Origin of the sequence: Microvirga ossetica (assembly GCF_002741015.1) — a bacterium.
In the GTDB taxonomy this organism is placed as follows: domain Bacteria; phylum Pseudomonadota; class Alphaproteobacteria; order Rhizobiales; family Beijerinckiaceae; genus Microvirga; species Microvirga ossetica.
In genome coordinates this window covers 2,884,769-2,907,895 of the sequence record NZ_CP016616.1, presented here as the reverse complement: position 1 = coordinate 2,907,895, position 23,127 = coordinate 2,884,769, and the positions used below count along the sequence as shown (strand labels likewise).

Below are 23,127 nucleotides of genomic sequence, written 5' to 3'. Positions count from 1 at the left end.
CATGAGCGACCGGAACGGGGCATCGAGCGATTACAGCGGCGGAGAGCCTCTCTGGCGCCACTTCGTCATGGCGGGCCTCATCGCGGCGCTCCTCATCCCTGTGCTGTTCTTCCCGCCCTTCCGCCTCATCGAGGCGCGGCTCTACGACATCCTCTCAGTCATCTCCCCGCCTCTTCCGGCAGAACCAGGCGCCGTGATCGTGGCGATCGACGAGCCCTCCATCGGCGAGATCGGCCAGCGCTGGCCCTGGCCGCGGGACATCCATGCAAAGCTCGTCGAGAGCCTGCGCGCGGCGGGTGCGAAGGTGATCGCGTTCGACATCATCTTCGCCGACCCGACCACCGAGGAGGCCGATACGGCGCTCGCAAAAGTGCTTGGCCCGGATGTGGTCCTGGCGGCGGACGACGTCACGACGCCGCTGGAGCAGGGCACCCAGGTCACCAGGGTCAATCCGCTCGATGCCTTTCTCGATGCCGGTGCCGTTGCAGGCGTCGCCTCCATGCATCTCGACGGGGACGCTTATCTGCGCCGCATGCCGCCGATATCGGATTCTTTCGCTGCCGAAGTGCTTCGGCTGAAGGGAGAACCGCAAGCCGTCGCTCCCGATGGCGCGCTGATCCAATACTTCGGACCTCGCCGTTCCTATCCGACCTCGTCCTATTACCAGGCCCTGGATCCGAAGAATTTTCTTCCGCCGAATTATTTCAAGGACAAGGTCGTGCTGGTGGGCTTGAGCCTCCAGGCCGCGACGACGGCCGATGCGGGAGCGCCCGATACATTCCCGACGCCCTATACGCTGACCGAGGGCACGCTCACGGCAGGCGTGGAGGTCCAGGCCACGATCCTCGACAACCTCCGGCACAATCGCTACCTGCTGCCCGTGCCACGCCCGGTCATGGTGCTGCTCGTGATCGCCGGAGCATTCCTCGCCGCCGCGTTCTGCACGCGCGGCGTCACCTGGCGGACAGGATTGTCGGCAGTCTTTCTTCTCGCCTTCTTCGTCGTCGGGGCCTGGGTGCTGCTGCGCTTCGGGCGCGTCTGGGCGCCGCCGGCTCTGCCGGCCGCTGCGGCGCTGGCCGTGTTCGGCAGCCGCTTCGGCCTCGACTATGCCCGTGAGCGGCATCTGCGCCGCACCGTGTCGGAAGCCTTCTCGCGTTATTTGTCACCCGATCTCGTGGCGCAGCTCGCCCGCGATCCGAGCGCCCTGAAGCTCGGCGGCGAGCGGCGCAACCTGTCGATCCTGTTCTGCGACGTGCGCGGCTTCACGACCCTGTCGGAGAAGCTGAAGGACGAGCCGGAGCGGCTCACCACCCTCATCAACCGCCTGCTCGACCCGCTCTCGGAGGCGGTTCTCTCGGAAGGCGGCACCATCGATAAATATATCGGCGATTGCGTCATGGCGTTCTGGAATGCGCCGCTGCCGAGCCCGGATCATCCCCTGTGCGCCGCCCGCGCCGCCATGCGCATGCTGGAGGCGGTCGAGATCCTGAATGCCGAGCTGCGGCAGGAGCAGGGTGAGGATGCGCCCGTCTTCGCCATCGGGGTCGGCATCAACACGGGCGATTGCGTGGTCGGCAACGTGGGGTCGCGCTGGCGCTACGATTATTCCGTGCTCGGCGACACGGTGAACCTCGCCTCGCGCCTCGAGAGCCTGTCGAAGGAATACGGCGTTTCCATCGTGCTCGGGCCTGCCACCGCGAAGGCCCTGCAGGACCATTTCGTGCTGATCGAGCTCGACCGCATCGCCGTCAAAGGCCGCAGCGAGAAATCGGCCATCTTCACCATCGTCGCGCCTGCCGGGCAAAGTCAGGATCCGGCGCTTGCGGAACTGATGGAGCTGCATCCCACGCTTCTCGACAGCATCGCGGCCGGCAGACGCGTGGAAGCCCTGGAGCTCGTTCAGCATTGCCAGACACTGGCGCCGTCCCTGTCGAAATACTACGGCAAGGTCCTGGTCAAGGCGGCTGCGATCCCCGAGTGATGCGGTCGCCCACGGGCCGTGGCGCCTATGGAGACAGGACCCGCGCTCGCGATTCCGCTGCCCACTTGACTCTCGTGCGAAATCTTCGTCCGCATCCGTGATTTTGCAAACCAATTGCAAGTAAAAACAATATCTTGCGCTTGCGGGAACAGTCTCTATAAGGTCGCCTCGTTCCTCCCGCCGAGCCCTCATTGTCGTATCGCGCCATGGACAAGATTCAAAAACTTGCCATCGGCAGCATATTCGTCGGAACCGTCGTTTTCGTCCTGAAATATGCCGCCTATTACATCACGGGCAGCATCGCGCTCTATTCGGACGCGCTGGAGAGCATCATCAACATGGTGACGGCGGTCACGGCCTTCCTGGCCGTCCGCCTCAGCGCCACGCCGGCGGACGCCAATCACCCTTACGGCCACCACAAGGTGGAGTATTTTTCCGCCGTCCTCGAGGGCGTGCTCATCATCGTCGCGGCGCTCGCGATCCTGCGCGAAGCCTCTTTCGCCTTCATGGCACCGAAAGCCATCGACGCGCCGCTTCCGGGCCTTGCCATCAACGCCCTGGCCGGCGCGATCAATGCGGTCTGGGCCTGGCTTCTGATTAGCCGCGGCCGGCGCATGCGCTCGCCGGCGCTGGTGGCCGACGGGCGCCACCTTCTCACCGACGTGTTCACGTCGGTGGGCGTGATCGTCGGCCTGCTGTTCGTCCCGCTCACCGGCTGGGCCTGGCTCGATTCGGCGCTTGCGGCTCTTGTTGCCATCAATATTCTCTGGTCGGGCTGGGGGCTGATGAAGGAGAGCATCGGCGGCCTCATGGACGAGGCCCTGCCGGAGGCGACGCTTGCCCGCGTCCGCGAGATCATCGCGATCAATGCGCAGGGCGCCATCGAGGCGCACGATCTGCGCACGCGCCATGCGGGCCGGATGACCTTCATCGATTTCCATCTGGTCGTGCCGGGCGGCATGAGCGTCACCGATGCCCACGACATCTGCGACCGCCTGGAGCGCGCGCTGAAGGCCGCTGTGGAGGATGCTCTCATCACGATCCACGTCGAGCCCGACAACAAGGCCAAGCACTCCGGTATCGTGGTTCTGTAGGGCGCTACCTTGCTGGATGCACCGCTCCGCCCGGTTCGACCGAGCGGAGCCTTGGCTTTGCGTTCGTCAGGCTGAAATCCGCCGGTCGTAGTCCTGGCGCAGGCGGGTCCAGCTGTCCCAGAACGGCTCCGGCTTCCGGCCCGTGGCATGGGCGACCAGGATATCGAGATGCGTATGCCATCCCGCGCCGACCATCAGCATCATCTTGCGATCGGGCAGGCGGCGGTGGACCACGGTGAGCAGCACCTCCTTGCCCCTCGGCTCGAGCTCGAAGGAGACGTCGCCGCTGCCTTCCCAAGTGATGGAAAGCCTGTGGGGCGGGTCGATCTCGGTGATCCGGCTCTGCATCCGGTGCTCGGCTGGGAATCCGTCCGGCCGCTGGCTCGACGGGTCGGTCAGCTCGTCGTTTCGCCACACCAGTTCGACGGGCGCGCCGGCCCTCATCTCCATCTGGCCTGCCGCCAGCCACCGGCTGCGCAAGTCGCTGTCCGTCAGATACGCCCAGATCCGTTCGACAGGTCCTGGCAGCAGGCGCTGGATCGTCAGCGTATCGGGCTCGGACAGCGTGCCGTAGGCGTCGAGGGTCGCGAGGTCGGTCATGGATCGTCTCCTTCGGGGGTGGGGGATTGGTTTGCATCCTCCTCGCGGAGGAGCCGTTCGAGCATGTCCAGGCGATCGTTCCAGAAATCATCGTATGAGTCGTCGTCGCAGAGGATCCAGGAGCGCGGATCGGCACCCGAAACCTGAAAGATACGGCCCAGCCGGGATGTTTCTAATTCAACCATGTGGTTTAATATAATCGCTCCTTTCGAAGAGTCAACCAAATGGTTTAATGACGTGCAGAGATCCTCCCTTCTGGAAATGGGATGGTGCGCTCGGGCTCGCGTCTCTGTCGAGTTGATGACGTTTCCACAAAGTAAATAATGAAAAAATCGTTAACAGATTTAAGCCAAACACAATAATTTTCTTACGAAAGCGAGCATGATTAAGTAATTCCCCGTAATGCATCGCCGTATTGGGACCGGTTATAAACGGACACCTGGTTTATGCGCGTCGCGGGGGCGCGCGCCCCTCGCGGCGATGCGAGCAGGTCATGTCAGAACCATGCGTTTCCTCAATAATCTCAAATTGATCGTCAAAATCGCGATCCCGACCGTTGTTTTCGTCGCCATCGCCATCGGATTGGTCACGGTCGCGAAAACCGGTCTCGACGCGCTGTCGGCTGACACCAAAGAGCTGACCGATGTCGAAACCGCCCGGCTGATCAGGATCCTGCAGATCAATGCCGAGGTGAACGAGGCAAGCATCCAGGAAAAGAACCTGATCCTGTTCTCCTCGGTGGAGGCCGACCGGCTTCAGAGCGCCGAAGGCGTCTATCAGCAGTACAAGAAGCTGGCCCTGCAGCACATGGACGAACTGACTGCCCTGTCCGGCACGCCGGAGCGCCGCGCCGTCAACGACAATATCAAAGCGACCCTCGTCGCCTATTTCAGCCAAATGGACAAAAGCGTTGCGCATGCGCTGAAGGATGACGATTTCTCCGCGCTGCAGATTTCCAACGGCGAGGCTCGCGACCTGCGCCGGAAGACCCGCGATCTCCTGACCGAACGCATCACCGCCAACCAGAAGGCTCTCGACCACGCGGCCCAGGAAGCGGAAGAGCTGGCGTCCGGGACCTCCACTCTCCTGATCGAAGCCTCTGTCCTCGGCCTGATCGTCGCCATCGGTCTGCTCGGCTGGATCGTGATCTACGCCATCGCGCGCCCGATCTCGGCGATGACCGGAGCCATGGACCGGCTTGCGAACGGCGACCTGTCGGTCACTGTGACCGGCACCGAGCGCAAGGACGAGGTCGGCGCGCTTGCCCGCTCGCTCCAGGTGTTCAAGGACAACGCGATCGAAGCCCGTCGTCTCGCCGCCGAGCAGGAGGTCGAGAACCAGGCCAAGATGCGTCGGGCGGAGGCGCTCGACCAGCTGACCCGGCGCTTCGAGACGAATGTCTCGACCCTGACGCAGGGCCTCTCAGCGGCCGCCACCGAGATGGAGGCCACAGCCCAGTCGATGACCCAGGTCGCAAGCCAGACCACCCGGCAATCGGTGACGGTCTCCTCCGCCGCCCAGCAGACCTCGGCCAATGTGCAGACGGTGGCTGCGGCGACGGAAGAGCTGTCGATCTCGATCCGCGAGATCGCGTCTCAGGTGGACCAGTCCTCGCAGATCGCCGACCGGGCGGTGCAGGGCGCGCGGCGCACCAACGCGGCGGTTCAGGATCTCGCGGTCACGGCTAGCCGGATCGGCGACGTGGTGCAGCTGATCAACACCATTGCCGGCCAGACCAACCTCCTGGCGCTCAACGCCACCATCGAGGCGGCGCGCGCCGGCGAAGCGGGCAAGGGCTTTGCCGTGGTGGCGACCGAGGTCAAGGAGCTGGCAAGCCAGACGGCCAAGGCGACGGAGGAGATCTCGACCCAGATCGGCTCGGTGCAGCACGCGACCCAGCAGACGGTGTCGGCCATTCAGGAGATCGCCCGCACGATCACCGAGATGGCACAGATCTCGACCTCGATCGCAGCGGCGATGGAGGAACAGGGTGCGGCGACCGCCGAGATTGCGCGCAATGTGCAGGAAGCGGCGCGCGGCACGGAAGCCGTGACCGGCAGCATCTCCGATGTGCAGCAGGGAGCGGGCGAGACGAGTTCGGCGGCTGGGCAGGTACTGGGCGCGGCTCAGGATCTGGCGCGCCATTCCAGCGATCTCGGCCAGGAGGTCGCCTCCTTCCTCCACGGCGTCAAAGCGGCGTAACGAACATCACGCGAGAGCTTCGACAATCGATTTGGGCCCGGCTATATCGTTAGCCGGGCTCATTTCTTTGCCGCTACGCTGAAACAAGCATCGCTCGAAGCGCTTTCTATTCATGACGGACCACGATCTCCCTCCTGGAGCAAGGCCCGTCAACGAGAGCGGATCGGCCACATGCTCGTGCGGGTTCCTTACCAAAGCCGCTTCCGCAGAAAATCGACAAACCGGGCACCCGCCCCGGCATAACTGGATGGAGGCTCGCATAGCGATTTCGCCTGGGCTGAAGACCCCCTCCACGTCGAGACATTGAGCGCTGGAGACACCTTCGGCCCGACAATCTGGAATTACGGACCGGTTTACCCGGATGAAACGTCAATGACGTGTGACCTTGAGTCACCGCGGGCCCGGCTCCAGCATGGAGCGGGCCCGTTTGCTTGAGGCCTAAACACGAAAGGCGCCCGCTTGGGCGCCTTTTCGATGGATTTCCTCATTCGAAGGAATTGGAGCGGGCGAAGGGATTCGAACCCTCGACCCCAACCTTGGCAAGGTTGTGCTCTACCCCTGAGCTACACCCGCACGCTCCGTTTTCTCTCTTAGCAGGATGGTGGAGCCAGGCGGAATCGAACCGCCGACCTCTTGAATGCCATTCAAGCGCTCTCCCAACTGAGCTATGACCCCCTGCCATTCCTTCCTCACCTTCAGCGATGATCACCGCCGAGGATGAGAATGGTGCCGCAAGAGGGATTCGAACCCCCGACCCCCTCATTACGAATGAGGTGCTCTACCAGCTGAGCTATTGCGGCATCGCAATTCTGCGATCCGAGAGGCCGCCCTCTTACCCTCTCACCTGCCGCTTGGCAAGGGAGGGTAAGGCTGGAATGGCTCTACCAGACCGAAAAAACGCTGCGGCGCGCGGCCGCCTCTTTCTCCGGCTTCGGCACGTCCGGCGGCGTGGTCGGGAACACCACCGGCTCTGGCAGTGGCGGTGTCGTATTGTCCTTGGTGTCGTCCTTCATGGCCTCCCTCACGGCCTCGACCTGGACCTCGTGCTCATCGACGGCAGACGCGACCGGAGGTGATGGAACGACAGGCTCGGCAACGGGTTCGCTCGGCGCGGGGACGACGGGCTCGGGCGCCAGGGGTATGGGCAGCGGCTTCGGCTCGTCGTCGAGATCCGCGGTCACGTCGTCGTGCAAGGTGAGTTCGGGCGCGATCAGAACATCCGGCGGCGCCTGCCAGACGAAGGCATCGAGGCGCCCGGTCACGGGCGAAATCGGCGCCCAATGGTCCGACACGACCCCGTCGGCGATCCAGGCCGGATCGCGCGGGGCGCGGGTGGCGCGGGCGAGCCATTCGCGGCCCTTGCCCGTCGAGCCGTGCTCGGCCTGTTCCAGATCGGACATGATGAGGCACACGCGCATGCTCGGCCGCTCCTGCAGGAGCGGTTCGAGCGCATCGCGGGCGCGGTCGAATTCCCGCGCCTCGAGGGCGGAGCGGGCGACAGCGAGGCGGCCCTCCGGCGCGTGGTTGGACAGGCGGGCGAGGGTCTCCGCGCGCTGGAGCCGGTCGAGCCCGGAATCGCCCGGCCGCAGATTGAGATAGACCTCCGCGAGATCCGGATGCGGCAGGCTGCGCCAGGCGGTCTCGACCACCTTGGCGGCCCGGCGCAGATCGCCCTTTCGCGCCAGGAGACGGCCGGCGAGCGCCGCTGCCGGCACGAGATCGGGCGCGAGCTTCACCGCATCCTGAGCGCTCCTGAGCGCCCCTTCGGGATCGTGATCGGCCCGCTCCAGGGCATCCGCGGTAAGCAGCACGGCGCGATGGCGCCGGGCGGTCGCCTTGTCGAGCAGGCCAAGCGAGGTGCGCCGCTCGACCGTCTCCAGGGCGCCGCGCCAGTCGCGGTCGGCACAGCGCGCCTCGAGCACCGCGTCGCTCGCCCAGGCCGCCGCCGGGGCGAGACGGACCGCCTCGGACGCGAATTGCTGCGCGGCCGGAATATCGCCCCGGCGCCGCGCCTCGACGAAGAGGCCGCGCAGGCCGAGCACCCGGGTCTCATTCTCCTCCATCATCTGCGTGAAGGCGGCCTCGGCAGCCTCGCGGTTGCCCGAGACCTGTGCCGCCTGCGCCTTGAGCAGCAGCGTCAGGGGCTCACGCCCCAGAAGGCGCTCCGCCTCGTTGGCATAGCGCCGGGCGGCAATGGTGTCGCCGGCGCCGACAGCCACCATGCCGCGGGAGACCGCCTGATAGCCGCGCGACCGGCGGCGCGACCGCGACGCGAAGGTCAGGCGGGAGGGAAGCTGGAGCAGGCCCGTGACCAGGGACCAGAGCAGAGCCAGAGCCAGGGCGAGACCCGCAAGCGCGATGGCGGCCACCGCCATCGACATCTGGATCTCGTAGCCGCCGAAGGTGATCAGGACCGTGCCCGGCCGGTCGGCCAGCCAGACCGCGCCGAAGGCCGCGACGCAGAGAAGACCGATGAAGACAAGTGCGCGCCACATGCTGGGCAGATCCTTTTATTGCGTCGTACGGTTGAGGGTGGCGAGAGCATCGGTGGCAACGGCCTGGGCCGCCTGCTGTGCCTGAGCCACGGCCTTGACCTGCCGGCCCCAATCCTCGGACAGCCGCCGCGCCGGCTCGGGCAGCGCGTCCCATGCGGCAGCCGCTTCCACCACATCGCCCCTGTCCAGGGCCTGCCGGATGCGCGCGACGAGGGCCGGCACGCCGGTGGAGCCGGGCTCGTTCACCGGTTTGACGGTCACGACCCGGTCGGCCATGCGCAGGATGCGGTCGGTCCAGCCCTCGGCCGGGCCGCGGCTTTCGCGCAGGATCGCCGTCTCGAGCGGATCGAAGCTCTTTGCCAGAGCCGCCGCCGTCGGTGCGCCCTGCGCCGCAAAGGGCTCGAGCGCCGCGACGCGGGCCGGATCGGTGCCGGCCTTCCTGACACCCTCGAGCACCTCCGCATAAGGCGCGCCGTTGTGCAGGGCATCGTTCAGGCGACCCGCCAGGACGACCCGGGTTCCAGTCTGGCCCGCGGTCTCGGCATTGCGGGCGTTCTCTGTCGCCTGCTGTGACAGGGCCGCGATCCGCTGCTCCTGCTCACTGAGCCGGCGTTCCGTATCCGTGAACCGGCGCTCGACATCGGTGAAACGCCTCTCGGCTTCGCCGAACCGGCGATCCTGGTCGGCGAAGCGCCGATCGAGATCCGCGATGCGGCCGTCGAGGCCCTGCGCGGCATTGGCCGCATTGGTCAGGTTTTCGGCATTGGTGCGGACCTGACCCTCCAGACCCGAGAGACGGTTGGACAGGTCGGTGAGCGCCGCCTCATTCTGCGGTGCGGGGGCCGGAGGCTCAGGGACCGGACGGTTCAAGGCTTCCTGCGCCTGTCGGGCCGCCTGCTCGGCGGATCCCTGTACGGCCTGGAGCTGCTGGTTGAGCTCGCCCTTGGCGGTCTCCAGGGTCTGGACCCGCTCAGATAGCGCCTGGAGGTTGCCCTGGACCGGGCCGGGCGGGCCCGGCTGCCGCAGGGCTCCCACGCGCTGCTCGAGCTGCGCCAGACGCAGCTCCACCGGCTGGCCTCCGCCGGGCGATGTCTGCCAGGCCTGCAATCCATAGAGGAGCCCGGCACCGATCACGCCGCCGAGCAGGCCGGCCCCGATCAGGGCACCGGCCGAGCTGCGACGCTCGGGAGCGGGTGGCGGAAGCACAGTGTCCTCACGCATCTGGAATGTGGGAGTCTCCTGGAAGAAACTATCGGATGACGTGGCATCCGACCTTCCAGGCTCCTCGCCGGAGGGAAGCGTATCCGTGCCGATGCCGGAATCGAGGGTGACCTGCTGCGGCGACGCCAGATCCTCGGCCGGAGGCTCGCTGCCGCCGACGGTGGTCTCGTCGGGCTGCACATCTGGCGTTCCGGTTGCAGCCATCGTCTCCTGAGCGGAAGCCTCCGCCGCAAGGGTATCCGGCCCAAACGCGTCCGGTCCCAGCGTCTCCTTTCCCAGGGTCTCCTCTCCCAGAGTCTCCTGGGCCTCGGCGCCCGGGCCGCTGGAAGGGGCGGTGCCGTCGTCGATCACGGTGGCCTTCAGGTCGATGGTCGCCGGCTCGCGCGAGGACTTCTTGCGGGAGGATTTCGGGCGTCGGGGATCGGATGAATCGGTCACGGGTCACTCTTGCTCGGGCGAGATCTTCAAAAGGCGAGATCTTCAATAGGTCGGCGTGTTCGGCAATTGAGGCAAGCTTGGGCGCAGCGTTTCGTTCCTTCTCTCGACCATGATCGACATCGCCGGCGGATGTTACGGGAGACGATCGAGAAGCGCGAGAAGCGCATCCTCGGAAGGATCTCCCGCCACGAGGGTTGCGGCGGTCGAAGCCAGAGGCGCGGCCGCATCGGCCGACAGGCAGAGATGGGGGAATGCCCGGAGTTCGGATGCGAGACCCGCCTCCCCCGCCAGCCGGACGACGAGATCCGCGCTCCTCCGGGAATAATGGAGCGCGGCGCCGATTTGGCCAGAGCGCAGGGCCGCGATGGCGGTCTCGGGCAGCGATTCGACGGCGCGCGCCTCGTAGGCCTCCCAGTGAATCACCAGGAAGCCTGCGGCCCTCAAGGACCAAGCCGGCTCCTCCTTGTGGTGGCGCGCCGTCACATGGAGAAGTGCGAGGCCGGCCCGCAGATTTCCGCGAATCAGCCGCGACAGGGAAACGGCATCACCATCCGCAACGGTCACGTCGCCAAATCCTTGCGAGCGCACCGCATCGGCCGTGCGCCCGCCCACGGCGAAGACCGGCTTCATCCGATCGAGATCCGCCAGGGCATCAGCCGCATGGGCACTCGTGACGATGAGGGCATCGTAATGCGCCCCGGGACAAGGATCCCCCGTCGGAACGATTCGAGTCACGGGCGCAAGACACGCCTCGTGACCGAGCGCCGCCAGCCTCTCGGCGGTGCGTTCCGCGTCATCGGGCGAGCGGGTGACGAGAACCTGCATCAGGCTTTCAGGAAATCGGGCGGCATGCGCGCGCGCAGCTCGCGTCCCGCCTCGCGTCCGAGCGCCGCCGCATCGTCGGGCGAACCGCGGCGAACCACCTCTAGGCTCTCCGACCCGTCGGGACGCAGCACGAGGCCGCGGATCTCGAGCTCGCCGCCGACGAGACGCGCATGACCCGCGATCGGCGTGCGGCAGGAGCCGTCGAGAACGGTGAGGAAGGAGCGCTCGGCAGCGAGCGCCTGGCCTGTCGGCCCATCGAGAATCGGGGCAAGCGCTTCACGCACCCGCGCATACTCGGCGCGGATGGCGATGGCGATGGCCCCCTGCCCGACGGCGGGAAGAAAATCGTCCGTTTCGAGAATTGTCGTCACGTGATCGGTGAGCCCGAGGCGGCTTAAGCCCGCCATGGCGAGCAAGGTCGCATCGACCTCGCCGCGTTCGAGCTTGGCGAGGCGCGTCTGCACGTTGCCGCGCAGGAGCGTGACCTTGAGATCGGGCCGCAGGCGGCGCACCTGCGCCTGACGCCGCAACGAGGCCGAGCCGACGACCGCGCCTTCAGGCAGATCGGCGAGGCTCTTGAAGCGATGGCTGATGAAGGCGTCGCGCACGTCCTCGCGCGGCAGGAAGCCGGCGATGGCGATACCCTCCGGCAGCGCCGTCGGCAGGTCCTTGGCGGAATGGACGGCGAGATCGATGGAGCCGTCCAGGAGCGCGATGTCGAGCTCTTTGGTGAAGAGCCCCTTGCCGCCCGCTTCCGAGAGCGGCCGGTCCTGGATGGCATCGCCCGTGGTCTTGATGATCGACAGGGGCAGGTGCTCCACGCTCCAGCCATGGGCGGCGATCAGCCTGTCCTGTGTCTCGTGGGCCTGCGCGAGGGCGAGCGGGCTTCCCCGCGTGCCGATGACCAGGGTGGGTGAAGAGGCCATTCTGCCTGAGTTCTCCTATCAAGGATTCCTGACGAAACTCACCTCAAGCCTCATTCTGAGGAGCAGCGAAGCTGCGTCTCGAAGGAGCTTCCAGAGAGTGCTGGATCCTCCTTCGAAACGGTCGCTCCGCGACCTCCTCAGGATGAGGCCGGAATTTTGTCAGATCATCCAAAAACAACATCCACGTTTGATCACGTTTGATCTTGTGCGGCGCGGCGGACTATAGGGGGAGGAGCGCCGGGCCGAAAGCCCGGACAACACCTTAATCGAGCGGCCAGAGATCATGCGCATTCTAGGCATCGAGACCACCTGCGACGAGACCGCGGCTGCCGTGGTCGGCATCGGCTTCGACGGACGCGGCGAGATTCTGTCCAACGAGGTCCTGAGCCAGATCGCCGAGCATGCCCGCTATGGCGGCGTGGTGCCGGAGATCGCGGCGCGCGCCCATGTGGAGGTGATCGACCGCCTCGTGGTCCGCGCCCTGAAGAATGCGAACTGCTCCGTGAAGGATGTCGACGGCATCGCAGTGGCGGCAGGCCCCGGCCTGATCGGCGGCGTGCTGGTGGGGCTGACCACCGCCAAGGCCATCGCGCTCGTCACCCGCAAGCCCCTGATGGCGGTGAACCATCTCGAGGCCCATGCGCTCACCGCGCGGCTCACCGACGGCATCGGTTTCCCCTATCTGCTGCTGCTCGCCTCCGGCGGCCATACGCAGCTCGTGGCGGTGCGCGGCGTCGGCGATTATGTGCGCCTCGGCACCACCATCGACGACGCCATCGGCGAGGCCTTCGACAAGGTCGCCAAGATGCTGGGTCTGGGCTATCCCGGCGGGCCGCATGTGGAGCGCGAGGCCGCGAAGGGAAACCCCGAGCGCTTCGCCTTCCCGCGCCCGATGCAGGGCCGCAAGGAACCGAATTTTTCCCTGTCCGGCCTGAAGACCGCCGTGCGGATCGAGGCGGAGAAGATCGCACCGCTCACCGGAAGCGACATCTCCGATCTCTGCGCGAGCTTCCAGGCCGCCATCGTCGACGTGGTGGTCGACCGCACCCGTGTGGCGCTGCGCGGATTCCGCGAGATCGCGGGCCATCCGACCGCGCTCGTGGTCGCGGGCGGCGTCGCGGCGAACCAGGGCATGCGCCAGGGCCTTCAGCGCCTTGCGGTGGAAGCGGGTCTCAAGCTCGTCGCCCCGCCGGTGGCTTTGTGCGGCGACAACGGCGCCATGATCGCGTGGGCCGGCCTCGAGCGCATGCGCCTCGGCCTCATCGACGATATCGGCGCCCCCGCCCGCGCCCGCTGGCCCCTCGACACGAGCCGCGACGAGGCGGGAGCGAAGGCGTGAGATGGCTGTCCTAAGTTGCATCCTCATGAAGCACGGACAGTATGTTTCAAGGCATCAGCGCCTTTTCCCTCCCCCTTGTGGGGAGGGATTAAGGGTGGGGGTGTCGGCGCCAGAGTCTGATCGGATAGCGCTCACACCCCCACCTCCAACTCCTCCCCACAAGGGGGAGGAGGGCTTGGAGGGAGCCGCATGATGAACCGAACTCTCAGTATGCTCATTGGCTTGGTCAGCATCACTTTTGGAGCGGCCGTCGGTTCGTTGATTGGCACTCTCGGTGCAGCTGAAATTTTTTCCCTGACTTTCGGGATGAGCGCTTCATCATCGGAAGGAACGAAGTACGAATTCTATTCGATCCTTATGACTTTCAATGGCGCGATCTTCGGTCTCGTCGGAGGTGGCTTTGCGGGTCTTATGCTGGCGCGAAACATGCTTCGCGCCAGAATCTCAGCTGATAATCATTTGAAATGACGGCGCAGATTCAAACCATCGGCATCGCCGGAGCCGGCGCCTGGGGAACGGCGCTTGCGAACGCGGCCGCCATCGCCGGCAACGACGTGGTGCTGTGGATGCGCTCGCCCGAACAGGCGGCGGCGCTGGCGGCAACGCGCAGCAACGCGCGCTTCCTGCCCGATGTGCCCCTGCACGAACGTATTCGCGCCACGGCGGATCTGAAGGAGCTCGCCGCCACCGGCGCCGTGCTTCTCGTCACGCCCGCGCAGACGACGCGGGAGATGACGTCCGCCCTGTCCGCCATCCTGCCCTCCGCAACGCCGCTGGTGCTCTGCGCCAAGGGCATCGAGCGCGCGAGCGGCGCCTTTCTCTGCGACGTGGTGGAAGAGGTGCGCCCCGGCTCGGCCATCGCCGTGCTCTCCGGTCCCAGCTTTGCCGACGATGTGGCGCGCGGTCTGCCCACCGCCGTGACGCTCGCCTGCCGCGACGCGGCGCTGGCGGAAGAGCTTGCGACGGCGCTGTCCGGCCCGACGCTGCGCGTCTATCACCGCCAGGACGTGCGCGGGGTCGAGATCGGGGGGGCTGCCAAGAACGTGCTCGCCATCGCCTGCGGCGCGGTGGCCGGGAAAGGTCTCGGCGAGAGCGCGAAGGCGGCCCTCATCGCCCGCGGCTTCGCGGAGCTTCTGCGCTTTGCCCGCGCCTATGGCGGCGACGCGGAGACCCTGATGGGGCTCTCCGGCCTCGGAGACCTGGTGCTCACCTGCTCCTCCGCCCATTCCCGCAACTTTGCCTTCGGCCATCGTCTCGGCTTGGGGCTCAGCGTCGAGGAGGCCGCCGGCGGCAAGCTGGTGGAGGGCGCTGCGACCGCGAGCGCCCTCATGACGCTGGCGCGTGCAAAAAACGTCGACATGCCGATCGCGGAAGCGGTCGACCAGATCCTTTCCGGCGCATGGAATCTCGACCAGGCGGTCGATGCGCTGATGAACCGTCCGATCAAGTCCGAAACGTAAAACGAAGAGTATGCGTCGATGGCCCACTGGCTCTACAAATCCGAACCCTCCACCTGGTCCTGGGACGCCCAGGTCGCCGAAGGCAAGAAGGGGACGCACTGGAACGGCGTGCGCAACCACGTCGCCAAGCAGAACCTGATGGCCATGAAGAAGGGCGAGCAGGGCTTCTTCTACCATTCCAACGAGGGCAAGGCCGTCGTCGGCATCGTCGAGGTGATCAAGGAATACTACCCGGACCACACGGACGAGACCGGCAAGTTCGGCATGGTCGACATCAAGGCAGTCAAAGCGCTGCCGAAGCCCGTGACCCTGGAAGACATCAAGAAGGAGCCGCGGCTCAAGGACATGATCCTCGTCAACAATTCCCGCCTCTCGGTGCAGCCGGTGACGGACGAGGAATGGAAGCTCATCTGCAAGATGGGCGGGCTTTAAGGATCGGAAAGCCGAACCGGAACGAGAGGATCCGCCAGGAATGAGTCCGGTCAAGGATGAGTCCGGTCAAGGATACGTGGCGGGCAGCAGACGCTGGTAGATCTGGCGGATCCGGCCGTAGCATTCACAGGCCGTCTCTTCGAGACCCGCCCGGTCGATCACGGTGATGCCGCCGCGGCTCTGTCGGATCAGTCCCGCCTCCTGGAGCGTGCGGCCGACCGTGCTGACGGTGGAGCGCTGCACCCCGAGCATTTCGGCCAGGAACTCGTGGGTCAGGGACAGTTTGTCCTGATCGGCCCGGTCATGCATGCTGAGGATCCAGCGGCAGCAGCGCGCCTCGACCGGATGGATGGCATTGCACGAGACGGTCTGGAAGGTCTGGGCAAGAAGGGCTTCGCTGTAGTTCCGGATCAGCTGGCGCAAGCCGGGACGGGCGTTGCGGACCTCGTCGAGGCGCTCGAGCGAAACGCGCGAGGCGGAGCCCGCCATCTGCACGATATAGCGTCCGAACGCCTTGTGGCTGACCTGCGCGCTCAGCAGGCCGAGAACACCCTCGCGTCCGAACACCGCCACTTCGGTGGTGGTGCCGTCCTTCATGACATTCACCAGCGAAACGATGGCGTCATGGGGGAAATAAGCGTGGCTGACATGATCCTCCATTTCGTAGAGGACCTGCTTCAGCGCCAGATCGACCAGCACGAGATCGGCTTCAAGGCATGCAAAATCCGCCGGCTCCAAGGCGGCCAGGAGCCGATTGGCGCGATGATCGGAGTTGAGGGGCTCGGCCATGGTGACTGCGACACCTCGCCAGGACAACGCCGGGAAGGCCGGATCGTCTCAGCGCCGGTTCCAAATACTTCATAGCGATGGAGCAGGATGAGGGGACTTCTTCGAAAACTCGAACGAGGACGAGGCGGTGAAACCGCTGCCGAAGCCCTGAAGCCTGGAGGAATGGAAGCTCATCTGCAAGATGGGCGGATTGAAGGAAACGTTCTATCCTGACACCTTTCCAGGGGGCTGAAGAATGTCTGGCATCAATTATCTCGCCGTTTTCCTCGCCGTGATCGCCGCATGGCTCGTCGGGGCGGTCTGGTACATGGCCTTGGGCAAGTCGTGGATGACGGCCCTCGGCAAGACGCGGGAGGAGCTGACGGGCTCCTCCGGCAAACCCTCGGTTGCGCCTTTCATCACATCCTTCGTCGCGGAACTGGTTATGGCATCGGTGCTGGCATTCTTCATCGTCCAGCTCGGGCCGGTGACGCTCGCGAGCGGAATCGCGACGGGCTTCCTCGCTTGGCTCGGCTTCGTTGCCACCAGCATGGTCGTGAATCACCGCTTTTCCGGAGCGCGACCGCTCCTGACCCTTATCGACAGCGGCCATTGGCTTGCGGTCCTGTTCGTGGAGGGGGCGGTGATCGGCGCCTTCGGCATGTAGGTCCGGTAACCCTCCGAAAGGAGCAAAGACCAAAGTCCGATCCCCGCCCCGCTTGCCGGGCCCCTCTCTCTTTCCTTAAACCTAGCGCTAATTCTATTCGAGGATGCGTCTGGGAGAAGCGCCATGGAAGAGAAGATCTACGACGTTCCGTCCGAGTGGAGCCACCGCGCCTATCTGGACGATGCCGGCTATCTGGCGAAGTACGAGGCTTCCATCAAGGATCCGGACGCCTTCTGGGCCGAGGAAGCCAAGCGCATCCACTGGTTCAAGGCCCCGACCCGGATCAAGAACACCAATTTCGGCCCCGGCAACGTCGCGATCCGCTGGTTCGAGGACGGCGTCACCAACGTCGCCTATAACTGCATCGACCGGCATCTCCACACGAGAGGCGATCAGGTCGCGATCATCTGGGAAGGCGACGACCCAGCCGAGTCGAAGACGATCACCTATCGTGAGCTTCACGACGAGGTCTGCCGCATGGCCAACATCATGCGCAACCGCGGCGTCGAGAAGGGCGACCGGGTCACGATCTACATGCCGATGATCCCGGAAGCGGCCTATGCCATGCTCGCCTGCGCCAGGCTCGGCGCGATCCACTCGGTCGTGTTCGGCGGCTTCTCGCCGGATTCGCTCGCAAGCCGCATCCAGGACGCCAAGTCCGCCTTCATCATCACCGCCGACGAGGGCCTGCGCGGCGGCCGCAAGGTGCCGCTGAAGGTGAACGTGGACGCCGCCATCGAGCGCGTCGGCGCGGGCGTCGTCGATCACGTGCTGGTCGTGCGCCGCACCGGCTCTCCCGTCAACATGGTGCCGGGCCGCGACGTCTATTACCACGAGGCCGCCGAGCTCGTGTCCGACGAATGCCCCTACGAGGAGATGAACGCGGAGGATCCGCTCTTCATCCTCTACACCTCGGGCTCGACCGGCACGCCGAAGGGCGTGCTGCACACCACCGGCGGCTATCTCGTCTACGCCGCGATGACGCACCAACACGTCTTCGACTACCACGACGGCGACATCTACTGGTGCACGGCCGATGTGGGCTGGGTGACGGGCCATTCCTACATCCTCTACGGACCGCTGGCGAACGGCGCCACGACCCTGATGTTCGAGGGCGTGCCGACCTATCCCTCGATCTCCCGCTTCTGGGAGGTGATCGACAAGCACAAGGTCAACATTTTCTACACCGCCCCGACCGCGATCCGCTCGCTCATGCAGGCGGGCGAGGAGCCGGTGAAGCGGACCTCGCGCAAGTCGCTGCGCCTCTTGGGCTCGGTCGGCGAGCCGATCAATCCGGAAGCCTGGGAATGGTACCATCGCGTGGTCGGCGACGACCGCTGCCCGATCGTCGACACCTGGTGGCAGACGGAGACCGGCGGCATCCTGATCACGCCGCTCCCCGGCGCGACGAAGCTCAAGCCGGGCTCGGCCACACGGCCCTTCTTCGGCGTGAAGCCGGAGGTGGTGGATGCGGACGGCAAGGTGCTCGACGGCACGGCCGAGGGTAATCTCGTGATCGCCGATTCCTGGCCCGGCCAGATGCGCACGGTCTACGGCGACCACGAGCGCTTCGTGCAGACCTATTTTTCGACCTATCCGGGCAAGTACTTCACCGGCGACGGCTGCCGGCGCGATGCGGACGGCTATTACTGGATCACCGGCCGCGTCGACGACGTGATCAACGTCTCCGGCCACCGCATGGGCACGGCGGAGGTGGAATCGGCGCTGGTCGCCCATCCGAAGGTGTCGGAGGCCGCGGTTGTCGGCTATCCGCACGACATCAAGGGCCAGGGCATCTACGCCTATGTCACCCTGATGGCGGGCGAGGAGCCCTCGGAGGACCTGCGCAAGGAGCTGGTCGCCTGGGTGCGCAAGGAGATCGGCCCCATCGCCTCGCCCGACCTGATCCAGTTCGCCCCCAGCCTGCCGAAGACCCGCTCAGGAAAAATCATGCGCCGCATCCTGCGCAAGATCGCCGAGGACGAGTTCGGCGCGCTCGGCGACACCTCGACGCTCGCCGATCCGGCCGTGGTCGACGACCTGATCAGCAACAGACAGAACAAGCGCACGCAGGCGGCTTAGGACGTGCCGTCGGACAAGACGCCATCATGGCCGGGCACCGTCCCGGCCATGTTCTTATCGGCAGGCTGCAGCACCGGCTGATCGATGATCGTGAAGTGACGGGACGCACAACTTGGCCGGAGGAATGCTGTTGAGCTTGCTCCGCTCCGGGCATACCCTCAAGGTGTCCTCCAGGAGCGCATCGCATGTCCTTGAAGCATCTTTTCACCGATCATCCGGAATCCGTGGGCGAAAGTTATTTCGAGCACATGAATGTCGCCCTGAGCTTCGCCGGCCCGCTTCTCGCCGCCGGTATGGCGGCCCTGGTCCACGCCTTCCTGCCCTTCCTCTTCCTCACGACCGCCAGCCGCACGGTGAAGCAGCTGCATGCGCGAATGGTGAACCGTCGTCCGCAGCAGGTTTCGCATGACGCCGACGACCGCATGCTGGCCTGGGATCCGGTGATCTGAACCGCATCGGCGCATAGCGGCTGGAACCTTGAGCATTCCTCTCGCGTCTCATCCTCACGCATCATCCGCGGGAGGGTTCGAGACATGTGTGTGCGCACCGCATTCGCCATGGCCGCCATGATCGGCATCGCTTTCAGCGCCGCAAGCGCATCCGCCCGCGAGGTCGTGCCCTTCGACGGGCGCGTTTCACCGGGCACCGTTCTCATCAAGACCGGCGAGCGTAAGCTCTATTTCGTGCGCGGCGACGGCACCGCCCTGCGCTACCGGGTGGCGGTGGGCAAGCCCGGCAAGCAATGGTTCGGCGAGGCGCAGATCGACGGCAAATATGTCCGCCCGGCCTGGTCGCCGCCGGCGGAGGTCAAGCACGACAACCCGCGTCTGCCCGACGTGATCCCCGGCGGCGCGCCGAACAATCCCATGGGCGCACGGGCGCTCACCCTCAGCCTCGACGAATACGCCATCCACGGCACCAACCGCCCGAGCTCCATCGGCACCTACGCGTCCTACGGCTGCATCCGCATGCTCAACGAGGACATCGTCCATCTCTACGATCAGGTGAGCGTCGGCACGCGCGTGGTGGTGGTGCCGTAACACCCCTCGTCACCGGCCTTGTGCCGGTGAACGCGATGACAGAAGCACCACAGTGCCCTTCCTTATGAATACAAATCCGCCCGGCTCGACGGCACGCCAGAGGCTCCGCGCGTGCGCTTGGAGGCGAGCGTCTGGTTGACGCCCACCGCCGCACGCTCGAAGGCGAGCGAGCAGCCGGCGAGATAGAGCAGCCACATGCGCGTCTTCTCCGGCCCGACGAGCGCCTCCGCCTCTTTCCGGCGGGCGTTGAGGTTTTCCCACCACAGCCGCGTGGTGCGCTGGTAATGCTCGCGCCAGGCCTCCACGTCGTGGACCTCGAAGCCGTAGCGCTCCAGGTTGGAGATGGACATGCCGAGATGATCGAGCTCGCCGCCGGGGAAGATGTAGCGGGTGAGCGCCTTGTATTCGGGCTTCAGCTTGCGGAAGGCTTTTTCGCTGCGCTTGGCGCGCCGCGCGATGGTGTGATGGAGATACAATCCCCGCGGGCGCAGCAGGCGATGCACGGCGGTGAAATAGGACGGGTGGTTGGCGATCCCGACATGCTCGAACATGCCGATGGAGGAGATCTTGTCGAACTCGCCTTCCATCTGTGTGAAATCCTTCACCAGCACCTCGACCCGGTCCTGCAGCCCTAAGCGCTGCACCTTCTCCCGCGCCAAAGCCGCCTGCTCCTCGGCGAGCGTCACGCCGGTGGCCTTGACGCCGTAATGCTGCGCCGCGTGGCAGATGAGAGCGCCCCAGCCGCAGCCGATGTCGAGAAGACGCTCGCCGGGTTTGAGCCGCAGCTTGCGGCAGATCATGTCGAGCTTGTCGACTTGAGCACGGGCGATGTCGTCGTGCCAGTCCGGCTGGAAATAGGCGCAGGTATAGACCATCTCCGGGTCGAGGAAGAGCTGATAGAACTCATTCGACACATCGTAATGGTAGGCGACGTTCTGCTTGTTGGTCTGGGGCCTGCCATCCCGCGCGTCCGCCTTGTCCTCGACCCGGGCGAGGGGGCGCGGCATGTCGGCCGGCGCGCGCAGGAAGTGATAGGCGGTCTTCAGTGCCTTGAGCTTGCCGATCCCCTTCAGCTGGCGCCCGACCTTCCCGCGCGGCCGCTGGTCGGCGAGGTCGAAGATCGTGCCATTCTTGAGATCGAGCAACCCGGATACATAGGCGTTGAGCGCCGTGTCCAGGTTCGGGCGGCGAAGAAGAGCCGCGACCACGCTCTCGCGCCTGATGACGAGGCGCATGGCATAGGACGGCAGATCCGCCGGGATCGTCGAGCCGTCCCACAGCTCAAAACCGAACTGGAGATCGAGCGCGCGGTGCGCATCGCTCAACAGATCCCGGAACATCTCCAGCCGTGCCGTCTCGCCTGCCCCAGCCATGCACTTTCCCCTTTCGGGGCAAGGTAGCGGGCGGCGGCAGGCAGAACAACCTGTCCCGCGCCACCATCCACGTCAGGAAAGGGTTTTGGAGCCCGGCAGATCCGACAGGTGCCCGAGCTTTTCGGGATTTCGCACGATGTAGATCCCGACGACACGGCCATCCTCGATGTCGATGGCCGTGGTCTGGACGACCCCGTCCTGTTCCAGGGTGACATAGCCGGGAAGCCCGTTGATCAGGCCCTTGTAGAGAACAGGCGGCATGGCGAAGTCCGTCTTGCGCGCCACGCCCCTGAACAGGCCAGAGACCCTGTGGAAGCCGAAGAGCGGATTCAGCGCCGCGTTGCGGATGCCGCCGCCATCGGTATAGGCGACCACGTTCTCGGCCAGGATCGTCCGCAAAGCCGTCAGGTCGCCGCTGCGCGAGGCGGCGAGAAAGGCGTCGGTCATCCGCTCGCCCTCCTCGCGGTCGATGGCATAGCGCGGCCTGTCGGCCTGCACATTCTTGCGCGCCCGCGCCGCGAGCTGGCGGACGGCGGCCGGATCCCGGTCCAAAGTCGTGGCGACCTCGTCGAAGCCGAGGCCGAACACGTCGTGCAGCAGGAAGGCCGCGCGTTCGAGGGGCGAGAGCCGCTCCAGCGCCAGCATCAGCGTCATGGAGAGGTCCTCGCTCATCTCGTCCGCGCCCTCCGTTTCCAGAACCGGCTCGGGCAGCCAGGGCCCGATATAGGTCTCGCGCTTGACCCGCGCCGATTTGAGGATGTCGAGGCACAGGCGCGTGACGGTCTTGGACAGGAAGGCGCCCGGTTCGCGAATGGCGGAGCGGTCCGTCTGATGCCAGCGGATATAGGCCTCCTGCACCACATCCTCGGCTTCCGCGATGGAGCCGAGCATGCGGTAGGCGAGGCGGACCAGCCCCGGCCTGAGGGGCTGGAACCGGTCCGCGGCGTCGCCGTCAGGCAGCGACACGGCTCGCCTCGACCGGATGGATGGAACGGAAGCCGATGGCGATCCGGTTCCAGGTGTTGATCGCACCGATCAGGAGCGTCAGCTTGACCTGCTCCTCGGGCGTGAAGTGCCGGCTGAGCTCCTCATAGTCCTCATCGGGAGCATGGGTCTCGGACACCAGCGTCAGGGCCTCGGTCCAGGCGAGCGCGGCCCGCTCGCGGTCGCTGTAGAGGGGTGATTCCCGCCAGGCGCTCAGGAGATAAAGCCTCTCCTCGGTCTCGCCGTTGGCGCGGGCATCCTTGGTGTGCATGTGGATGCAATAGGCGCAGCCGTTGATCTGCGAGGCGCGGGTCTTCACCAGCTCGATCAGGCTGTGCTCGAGACCGCTGTTCGTCAGGTTCTTTTCCAGCTCGATCATTGGCTTGAGGGCGCCAGGTGCGACCTCGAAGGGGATCAACCGGGCTTTCAGCATCGTCTTAAGTCCTTATGCATCGTGTTGCTTACGATGCTAAGACGAGACAGCGATGACGGATGTGACATGCGGCTAAAGATTTTTTCGGCTCCTCCGATTTTGTATAGAGCCGCTCGCTTTTCGCAACACACTCAAAAGCCGAGGAACAGAACGTCGAGTGCCCGCTTGATCGCGTCCTGATCGGTGGCGAGGGAACCGACGGGGCGCTGCAACTCGCGGACGGGAATAGACGCCAGGAGCGGGATCATCACGACGAGATCGCGCCCGTCGAGGCGAACCAGCGGAGTCAGTTCGGTGAGGAGTGGTGTCTCGCTCCGCTGGAAGAGTGGCGCAACGATGCGCGTGGCGATCGGTGCCAGGATGTCGGATTGCAGATCGACCACAAGCCGGGTGGAGCGGCCGATGCCGGCATAAACGTCGAACTGGCCCATCAGAATTGCCGGAACTCGTCCAGCGGCAACCCGTCCCGTTCGACCATCACGTTGTAGGCTTCGATGGCGTCCTTGTTTTCCTCCAGCCAACGGGCTTTCCGGGCTTCCGCCACCGAGCGAGCCAATCCGCTTTCGCAAGCCTGGGAGACATTGATGTCGAGGGCTTTCGCCTCGGAAACGAGCGCGACAGGAAGGGTGACATTGGTTGGGCGCCGATCCCGCGCTTGTCCGGCAGGCTTGGGCATTGCTATCTCCCAAAAAACATATGTGCATATATTATGCGCATATGCCGCGTGAGTAAAGTTCGGCCTTGCGGGCTGGCTCCGCATCGAGGTT

The 23,127-nt window shown here is 65.4% G+C and carries 22 protein-coding genes and 3 tRNA genes; 11 read left to right on the top strand and 14 right to left on the bottom strand.

Annotation, left to right across the window (positions count from 1 at the left end):
• Position 1 precedes the first annotated feature (1 nt).
• Positions 2-1,981, top strand: a complete 1,980-nt coding sequence (locus BB934_RS13790; protein WP_237050274.1) for a CHASE2 domain-containing protein — start codon at positions 2-4, stop codon at positions 1,979-1,981.
• Between the two features lie 206 nt (positions 1,982-2,187).
• Positions 2,188-3,075, top strand: coding sequence for a cation diffusion facilitator family transporter (locus BB934_RS13785; RefSeq protein WP_099510141.1), 888 nt, complete (start codon positions 2,188-2,190; stop codon positions 3,073-3,075).
• Between the two features lie 66 nt (positions 3,076-3,141).
• Here the strand turns inward: BB934_RS13785 and BB934_RS13780 are convergent, their stop codons facing one another.
• Positions 3,142-3,675, bottom strand: coding sequence for an SRPBCC family protein (locus tag BB934_RS13780; protein ID WP_099510140.1), 534 nt, complete (start codon positions 3,673-3,675; stop codon positions 3,142-3,144).
• A gap of 504 nt (positions 3,676-4,179) precedes the next feature.
• Between BB934_RS13780 and BB934_RS13770 the strand changes: the two genes are divergently transcribed.
• The gene (locus tag BB934_RS13770) at positions 4,180-5,877 is read left to right on the top strand and encodes a methyl-accepting chemotaxis protein (protein ID WP_099510139.1); all 1,698 of its coding nucleotides are present in this window, start codon (positions 4,180-4,182) and stop codon (positions 5,875-5,877) included.
• Positions 5,878-6,375: 498 nt separating this feature from the next.
• Here the strand turns inward: BB934_RS13770 and BB934_RS13765 are convergent.
• The 7 genes from BB934_RS13765 to hemC all read right to left on the bottom strand — a co-directional run bounded on the left by BB934_RS13765 (position 6,376) and on the right by hemC (position 11,782).
• Positions 6,376-6,450: transfer RNA gene (locus BB934_RS13765), tRNA-Gly, on the bottom strand.
• 26 nt (positions 6,451-6,476) lie between these two features.
• A tRNA-Ala gene (locus BB934_RS13760) sits at positions 6,477-6,552 on the bottom strand.
• A gap of 49 nt (positions 6,553-6,601) precedes the next feature.
• Positions 6,602-6,677: transfer RNA gene (locus tag BB934_RS13755), tRNA-Thr, on the bottom strand.
• A gap of 81 nt (positions 6,678-6,758) precedes the next feature.
• A complete protein-coding gene (locus BB934_RS13750) occupies positions 6,759-8,372 on the bottom strand; it encodes a heme biosynthesis protein HemY (protein ID WP_099510138.1) in 1,614 nt (537 codons plus the stop codon).
• Positions 8,373-8,387: 15 nt separating this feature from the next.
• On the bottom strand, positions 8,388-10,031 hold the full coding sequence (locus BB934_RS13745) for a COG4223 family protein (protein WP_099510137.1): 1,644 nt from the start codon (positions 10,029-10,031) through the stop codon (positions 8,388-8,390).
• A gap of 132 nt (positions 10,032-10,163) precedes the next feature.
• Entirely contained in the window at positions 10,164-10,856 is a 693-nt protein-coding gene (locus tag BB934_RS13740) for a uroporphyrinogen-III synthase (RefSeq protein ID WP_099510136.1), read from the bottom strand.
• On the bottom strand, positions 10,856-11,782 hold the full coding sequence (gene hemC / locus BB934_RS13735; protein ID WP_099510135.1) for a hydroxymethylbilane synthase: 927 nt from the start codon (positions 11,780-11,782) through the stop codon (positions 10,856-10,858). The genes BB934_RS13740 and hemC overlap by 1 nt, the downstream gene beginning before the upstream one ends.
• A gap of 283 nt (positions 11,783-12,065) precedes the next feature.
• On the opposite strand from hemC, the gene tsaD reads away from it, so the two are divergent.
• The 4 genes from tsaD to BB934_RS13715 all read left to right on the top strand — a co-directional run bounded on the left by tsaD (position 12,066) and on the right by BB934_RS13715 (position 15,013).
• Positions 12,066-13,121 carry a tRNA (adenosine(37)-N6)-threonylcarbamoyltransferase complex transferase subunit TsaD gene (gene tsaD, locus BB934_RS13730; protein WP_099510134.1) on the top strand — a complete coding sequence of 352 codons (1,056 nt, stop codon included), beginning with the start codon at positions 12,066-12,068 and terminating at the stop codon, positions 13,119-13,121.
• 189 nt (positions 13,122-13,310) lie between these two features.
• Positions 13,311-13,589 (top strand): hypothetical protein, encoded by a 279-nt coding sequence (locus BB934_RS13725; protein ID WP_099510133.1) that lies wholly within the window; start codon positions 13,311-13,313, stop codon positions 13,587-13,589.
• The gene (locus BB934_RS13720; RefSeq protein ID WP_099510132.1) at positions 13,586-14,581 is read left to right on the top strand and encodes an NAD(P)H-dependent glycerol-3-phosphate dehydrogenase; all 996 of its coding nucleotides are present in this window, start codon (positions 13,586-13,588) and stop codon (positions 14,579-14,581) included. The genes BB934_RS13725 and BB934_RS13720 overlap by 4 nt, the downstream gene beginning before the upstream one ends.
• 18 nt (positions 14,582-14,599) lie before the next feature.
• The gene (locus BB934_RS13715) at positions 14,600-15,013 is read left to right on the top strand and encodes an EVE domain-containing protein (RefSeq protein ID WP_099510131.1); all 414 of its coding nucleotides are present in this window, start codon (positions 14,600-14,602) and stop codon (positions 15,011-15,013) included.
• 66 nt (positions 15,014-15,079) lie between these two features.
• On the opposite strand, the gene BB934_RS13710 is transcribed toward BB934_RS13715, so the two are convergent.
• Positions 15,080-15,802 (bottom strand): Crp/Fnr family transcriptional regulator, encoded by a 723-nt coding sequence (locus BB934_RS13710; protein ID WP_099510130.1) that lies wholly within the window; start codon positions 15,800-15,802, stop codon positions 15,080-15,082.
• 235 nt (positions 15,803-16,037) lie between these two features.
• On the opposite strand from BB934_RS13710, the gene BB934_RS13705 reads away from it, so the two are divergent.
• The 4 genes from BB934_RS13705 to BB934_RS13690 all read left to right on the top strand — a co-directional run bounded on the left by BB934_RS13705 (position 16,038) and on the right by BB934_RS13690 (position 19,570).
• The gene (locus BB934_RS13705; RefSeq protein WP_099510129.1) at positions 16,038-16,448 is read left to right on the top strand and encodes a DUF1761 domain-containing protein; all 411 of its coding nucleotides are present in this window, start codon (positions 16,038-16,040) and stop codon (positions 16,446-16,448) included.
• 123 nt (positions 16,449-16,571) lie between these two features.
• Positions 16,572-18,530, top strand: coding sequence for an acetate--CoA ligase (gene acs / locus BB934_RS13700; protein WP_099510128.1), 1,959 nt, complete (start codon positions 16,572-16,574; stop codon positions 18,528-18,530).
• A gap of 185 nt (positions 18,531-18,715) precedes the next feature.
• A complete protein-coding gene (locus BB934_RS13695) occupies positions 18,716-18,979 on the top strand; it encodes a DUF6356 family protein (protein WP_099510127.1) in 264 nt (87 codons plus the stop codon).
• Between the two features lie 84 nt (positions 18,980-19,063).
• The gene (locus BB934_RS13690) at positions 19,064-19,570 is read left to right on the top strand and encodes a L,D-transpeptidase (protein ID WP_099510126.1); all 507 of its coding nucleotides are present in this window, start codon (positions 19,064-19,066) and stop codon (positions 19,568-19,570) included.
• A gap of 62 nt (positions 19,571-19,632) precedes the next feature.
• Here the strand turns inward: BB934_RS13690 and BB934_RS13685 are convergent, their stop codons facing one another.
• The 5 genes from BB934_RS13685 to BB934_RS13665 all read right to left on the bottom strand — a co-directional run bounded on the left by BB934_RS13685 (position 19,633) and on the right by BB934_RS13665 (position 23,036).
• Positions 19,633-20,943, bottom strand: coding sequence for a class I SAM-dependent methyltransferase (locus tag BB934_RS13685; RefSeq protein ID WP_173909455.1), 1,311 nt, complete (start codon positions 20,941-20,943; stop codon positions 19,633-19,635).
• 72 nt (positions 20,944-21,015) lie between these two features.
• The gene (locus BB934_RS13680) at positions 21,016-21,909 is read right to left on the bottom strand and encodes a sigma-70 family RNA polymerase sigma factor (protein WP_099510125.1); all 894 of its coding nucleotides are present in this window, start codon (positions 21,907-21,909) and stop codon (positions 21,016-21,018) included.
• Entirely contained in the window at positions 21,896-22,357 is a 462-nt protein-coding gene (locus BB934_RS13675) for a carboxymuconolactone decarboxylase family protein (RefSeq protein WP_210422166.1), read from the bottom strand. Before BB934_RS13675 ends, BB934_RS13680 begins: the two co-directional genes overlap by 14 nt.
• A gap of 134 nt (positions 22,358-22,491) precedes the next feature.
• Positions 22,492-22,791, bottom strand: a complete 300-nt coding sequence (locus tag BB934_RS13670) for a CcdB family protein (RefSeq protein ID WP_099510123.1) — start codon at positions 22,789-22,791, stop codon at positions 22,492-22,494.
• Positions 22,791-23,036: a type II toxin-antitoxin system CcdA family antitoxin gene (locus BB934_RS13665; protein ID WP_099510122.1), complete on the bottom strand. Its 246-nt coding sequence runs from the start codon at positions 23,034-23,036 to the stop codon at positions 22,791-22,793. Before BB934_RS13665 ends, BB934_RS13670 begins: the two co-directional genes overlap by 1 nt.
• Positions 23,037-23,127: the final 91 nt, after the last annotated feature.

Coding starts and splice junctions, on each gene's coding strand:
- BB934_RS13670 (WP_099510123.1), bottom strand. CDS start 22,791: ATGGGCCAGTTCGACGTTTATGCCGGCATCGGCCGCTCCACCCGGCTT.
- BB934_RS13750 (WP_099510138.1), bottom strand. CDS start 8,372: ATGTGGCGCGCACTTGTCTTCATCGGTCTTCTCTGCGTCGCGGCCTTC.
- BB934_RS13695 (WP_099510127.1), top strand. CDS start 18,716: ATGTCCTTGAAGCATCTTTTCACCGATCATCCGGAATCCGTGGGCGAA.
- acs (WP_099510128.1), top strand. CDS start 16,572: ATGGAAGAGAAGATCTACGACGTTCCGTCCGAGTGGAGCCACCGCGCC.
- tsaD (WP_099510134.1), top strand. CDS start 12,066: ATGCGCATTCTAGGCATCGAGACCACCTGCGACGAGACCGCGGCTGCC.
- BB934_RS13780 (WP_099510140.1), bottom strand. CDS start 3,675: ATGACCGACCTCGCGACCCTCGACGCCTACGGCACGCTGTCCGAGCCC.
- BB934_RS13715 (WP_099510131.1), top strand. CDS start 14,600: ATGGCCCACTGGCTCTACAAATCCGAACCCTCCACCTGGTCCTGGGAC.
- BB934_RS13725 (WP_099510133.1), top strand. CDS start 13,311: ATGATGAACCGAACTCTCAGTATGCTCATTGGCTTGGTCAGCATCACT.
- BB934_RS13710 (WP_099510130.1), bottom strand. CDS start 15,802: ATGGCCGAGCCCCTCAACTCCGATCATCGCGCCAATCGGCTCCTGGCC.
- BB934_RS13790 (WP_237050274.1), top strand. CDS start 2: ATGAGCGACCGGAACGGGGCATCGAGCGATTACAGCGGCGGAGAGCCT.
- BB934_RS13785 (WP_099510141.1), top strand. CDS start 2,188: ATGGACAAGATTCAAAAACTTGCCATCGGCAGCATATTCGTCGGAACC.
- BB934_RS13690 (WP_099510126.1), top strand. CDS start 19,064: ATGTGTGTGCGCACCGCATTCGCCATGGCCGCCATGATCGGCATCGCT.
- BB934_RS13740 (WP_099510136.1), bottom strand. CDS start 10,856: ATGCAGGTTCTCGTCACCCGCTCGCCCGATGACGCGGAACGCACCGCC.
- hemC (WP_099510135.1), bottom strand. CDS start 11,782: ATGGCCTCTTCACCCACCCTGGTCATCGGCACGCGGGGAAGCCCGCTC.
- BB934_RS13685 (WP_173909455.1), bottom strand. CDS start 20,943: ATGGCTGGGGCAGGCGAGACGGCACGGCTGGAGATGTTCCGGGATCTG.
- BB934_RS13665 (WP_099510122.1), bottom strand. CDS start 23,036: ATGCCCAAGCCTGCCGGACAAGCGCGGGATCGGCGCCCAACCAATGTC.
- BB934_RS13720 (WP_099510132.1), top strand. CDS start 13,586: ATGACGGCGCAGATTCAAACCATCGGCATCGCCGGAGCCGGCGCCTGG.
- BB934_RS13770 (WP_099510139.1), top strand. CDS start 4,180: ATGCGTTTCCTCAATAATCTCAAATTGATCGTCAAAATCGCGATCCCG.
- BB934_RS13705 (WP_099510129.1), top strand. CDS start 16,038: ATGTCTGGCATCAATTATCTCGCCGTTTTCCTCGCCGTGATCGCCGCA.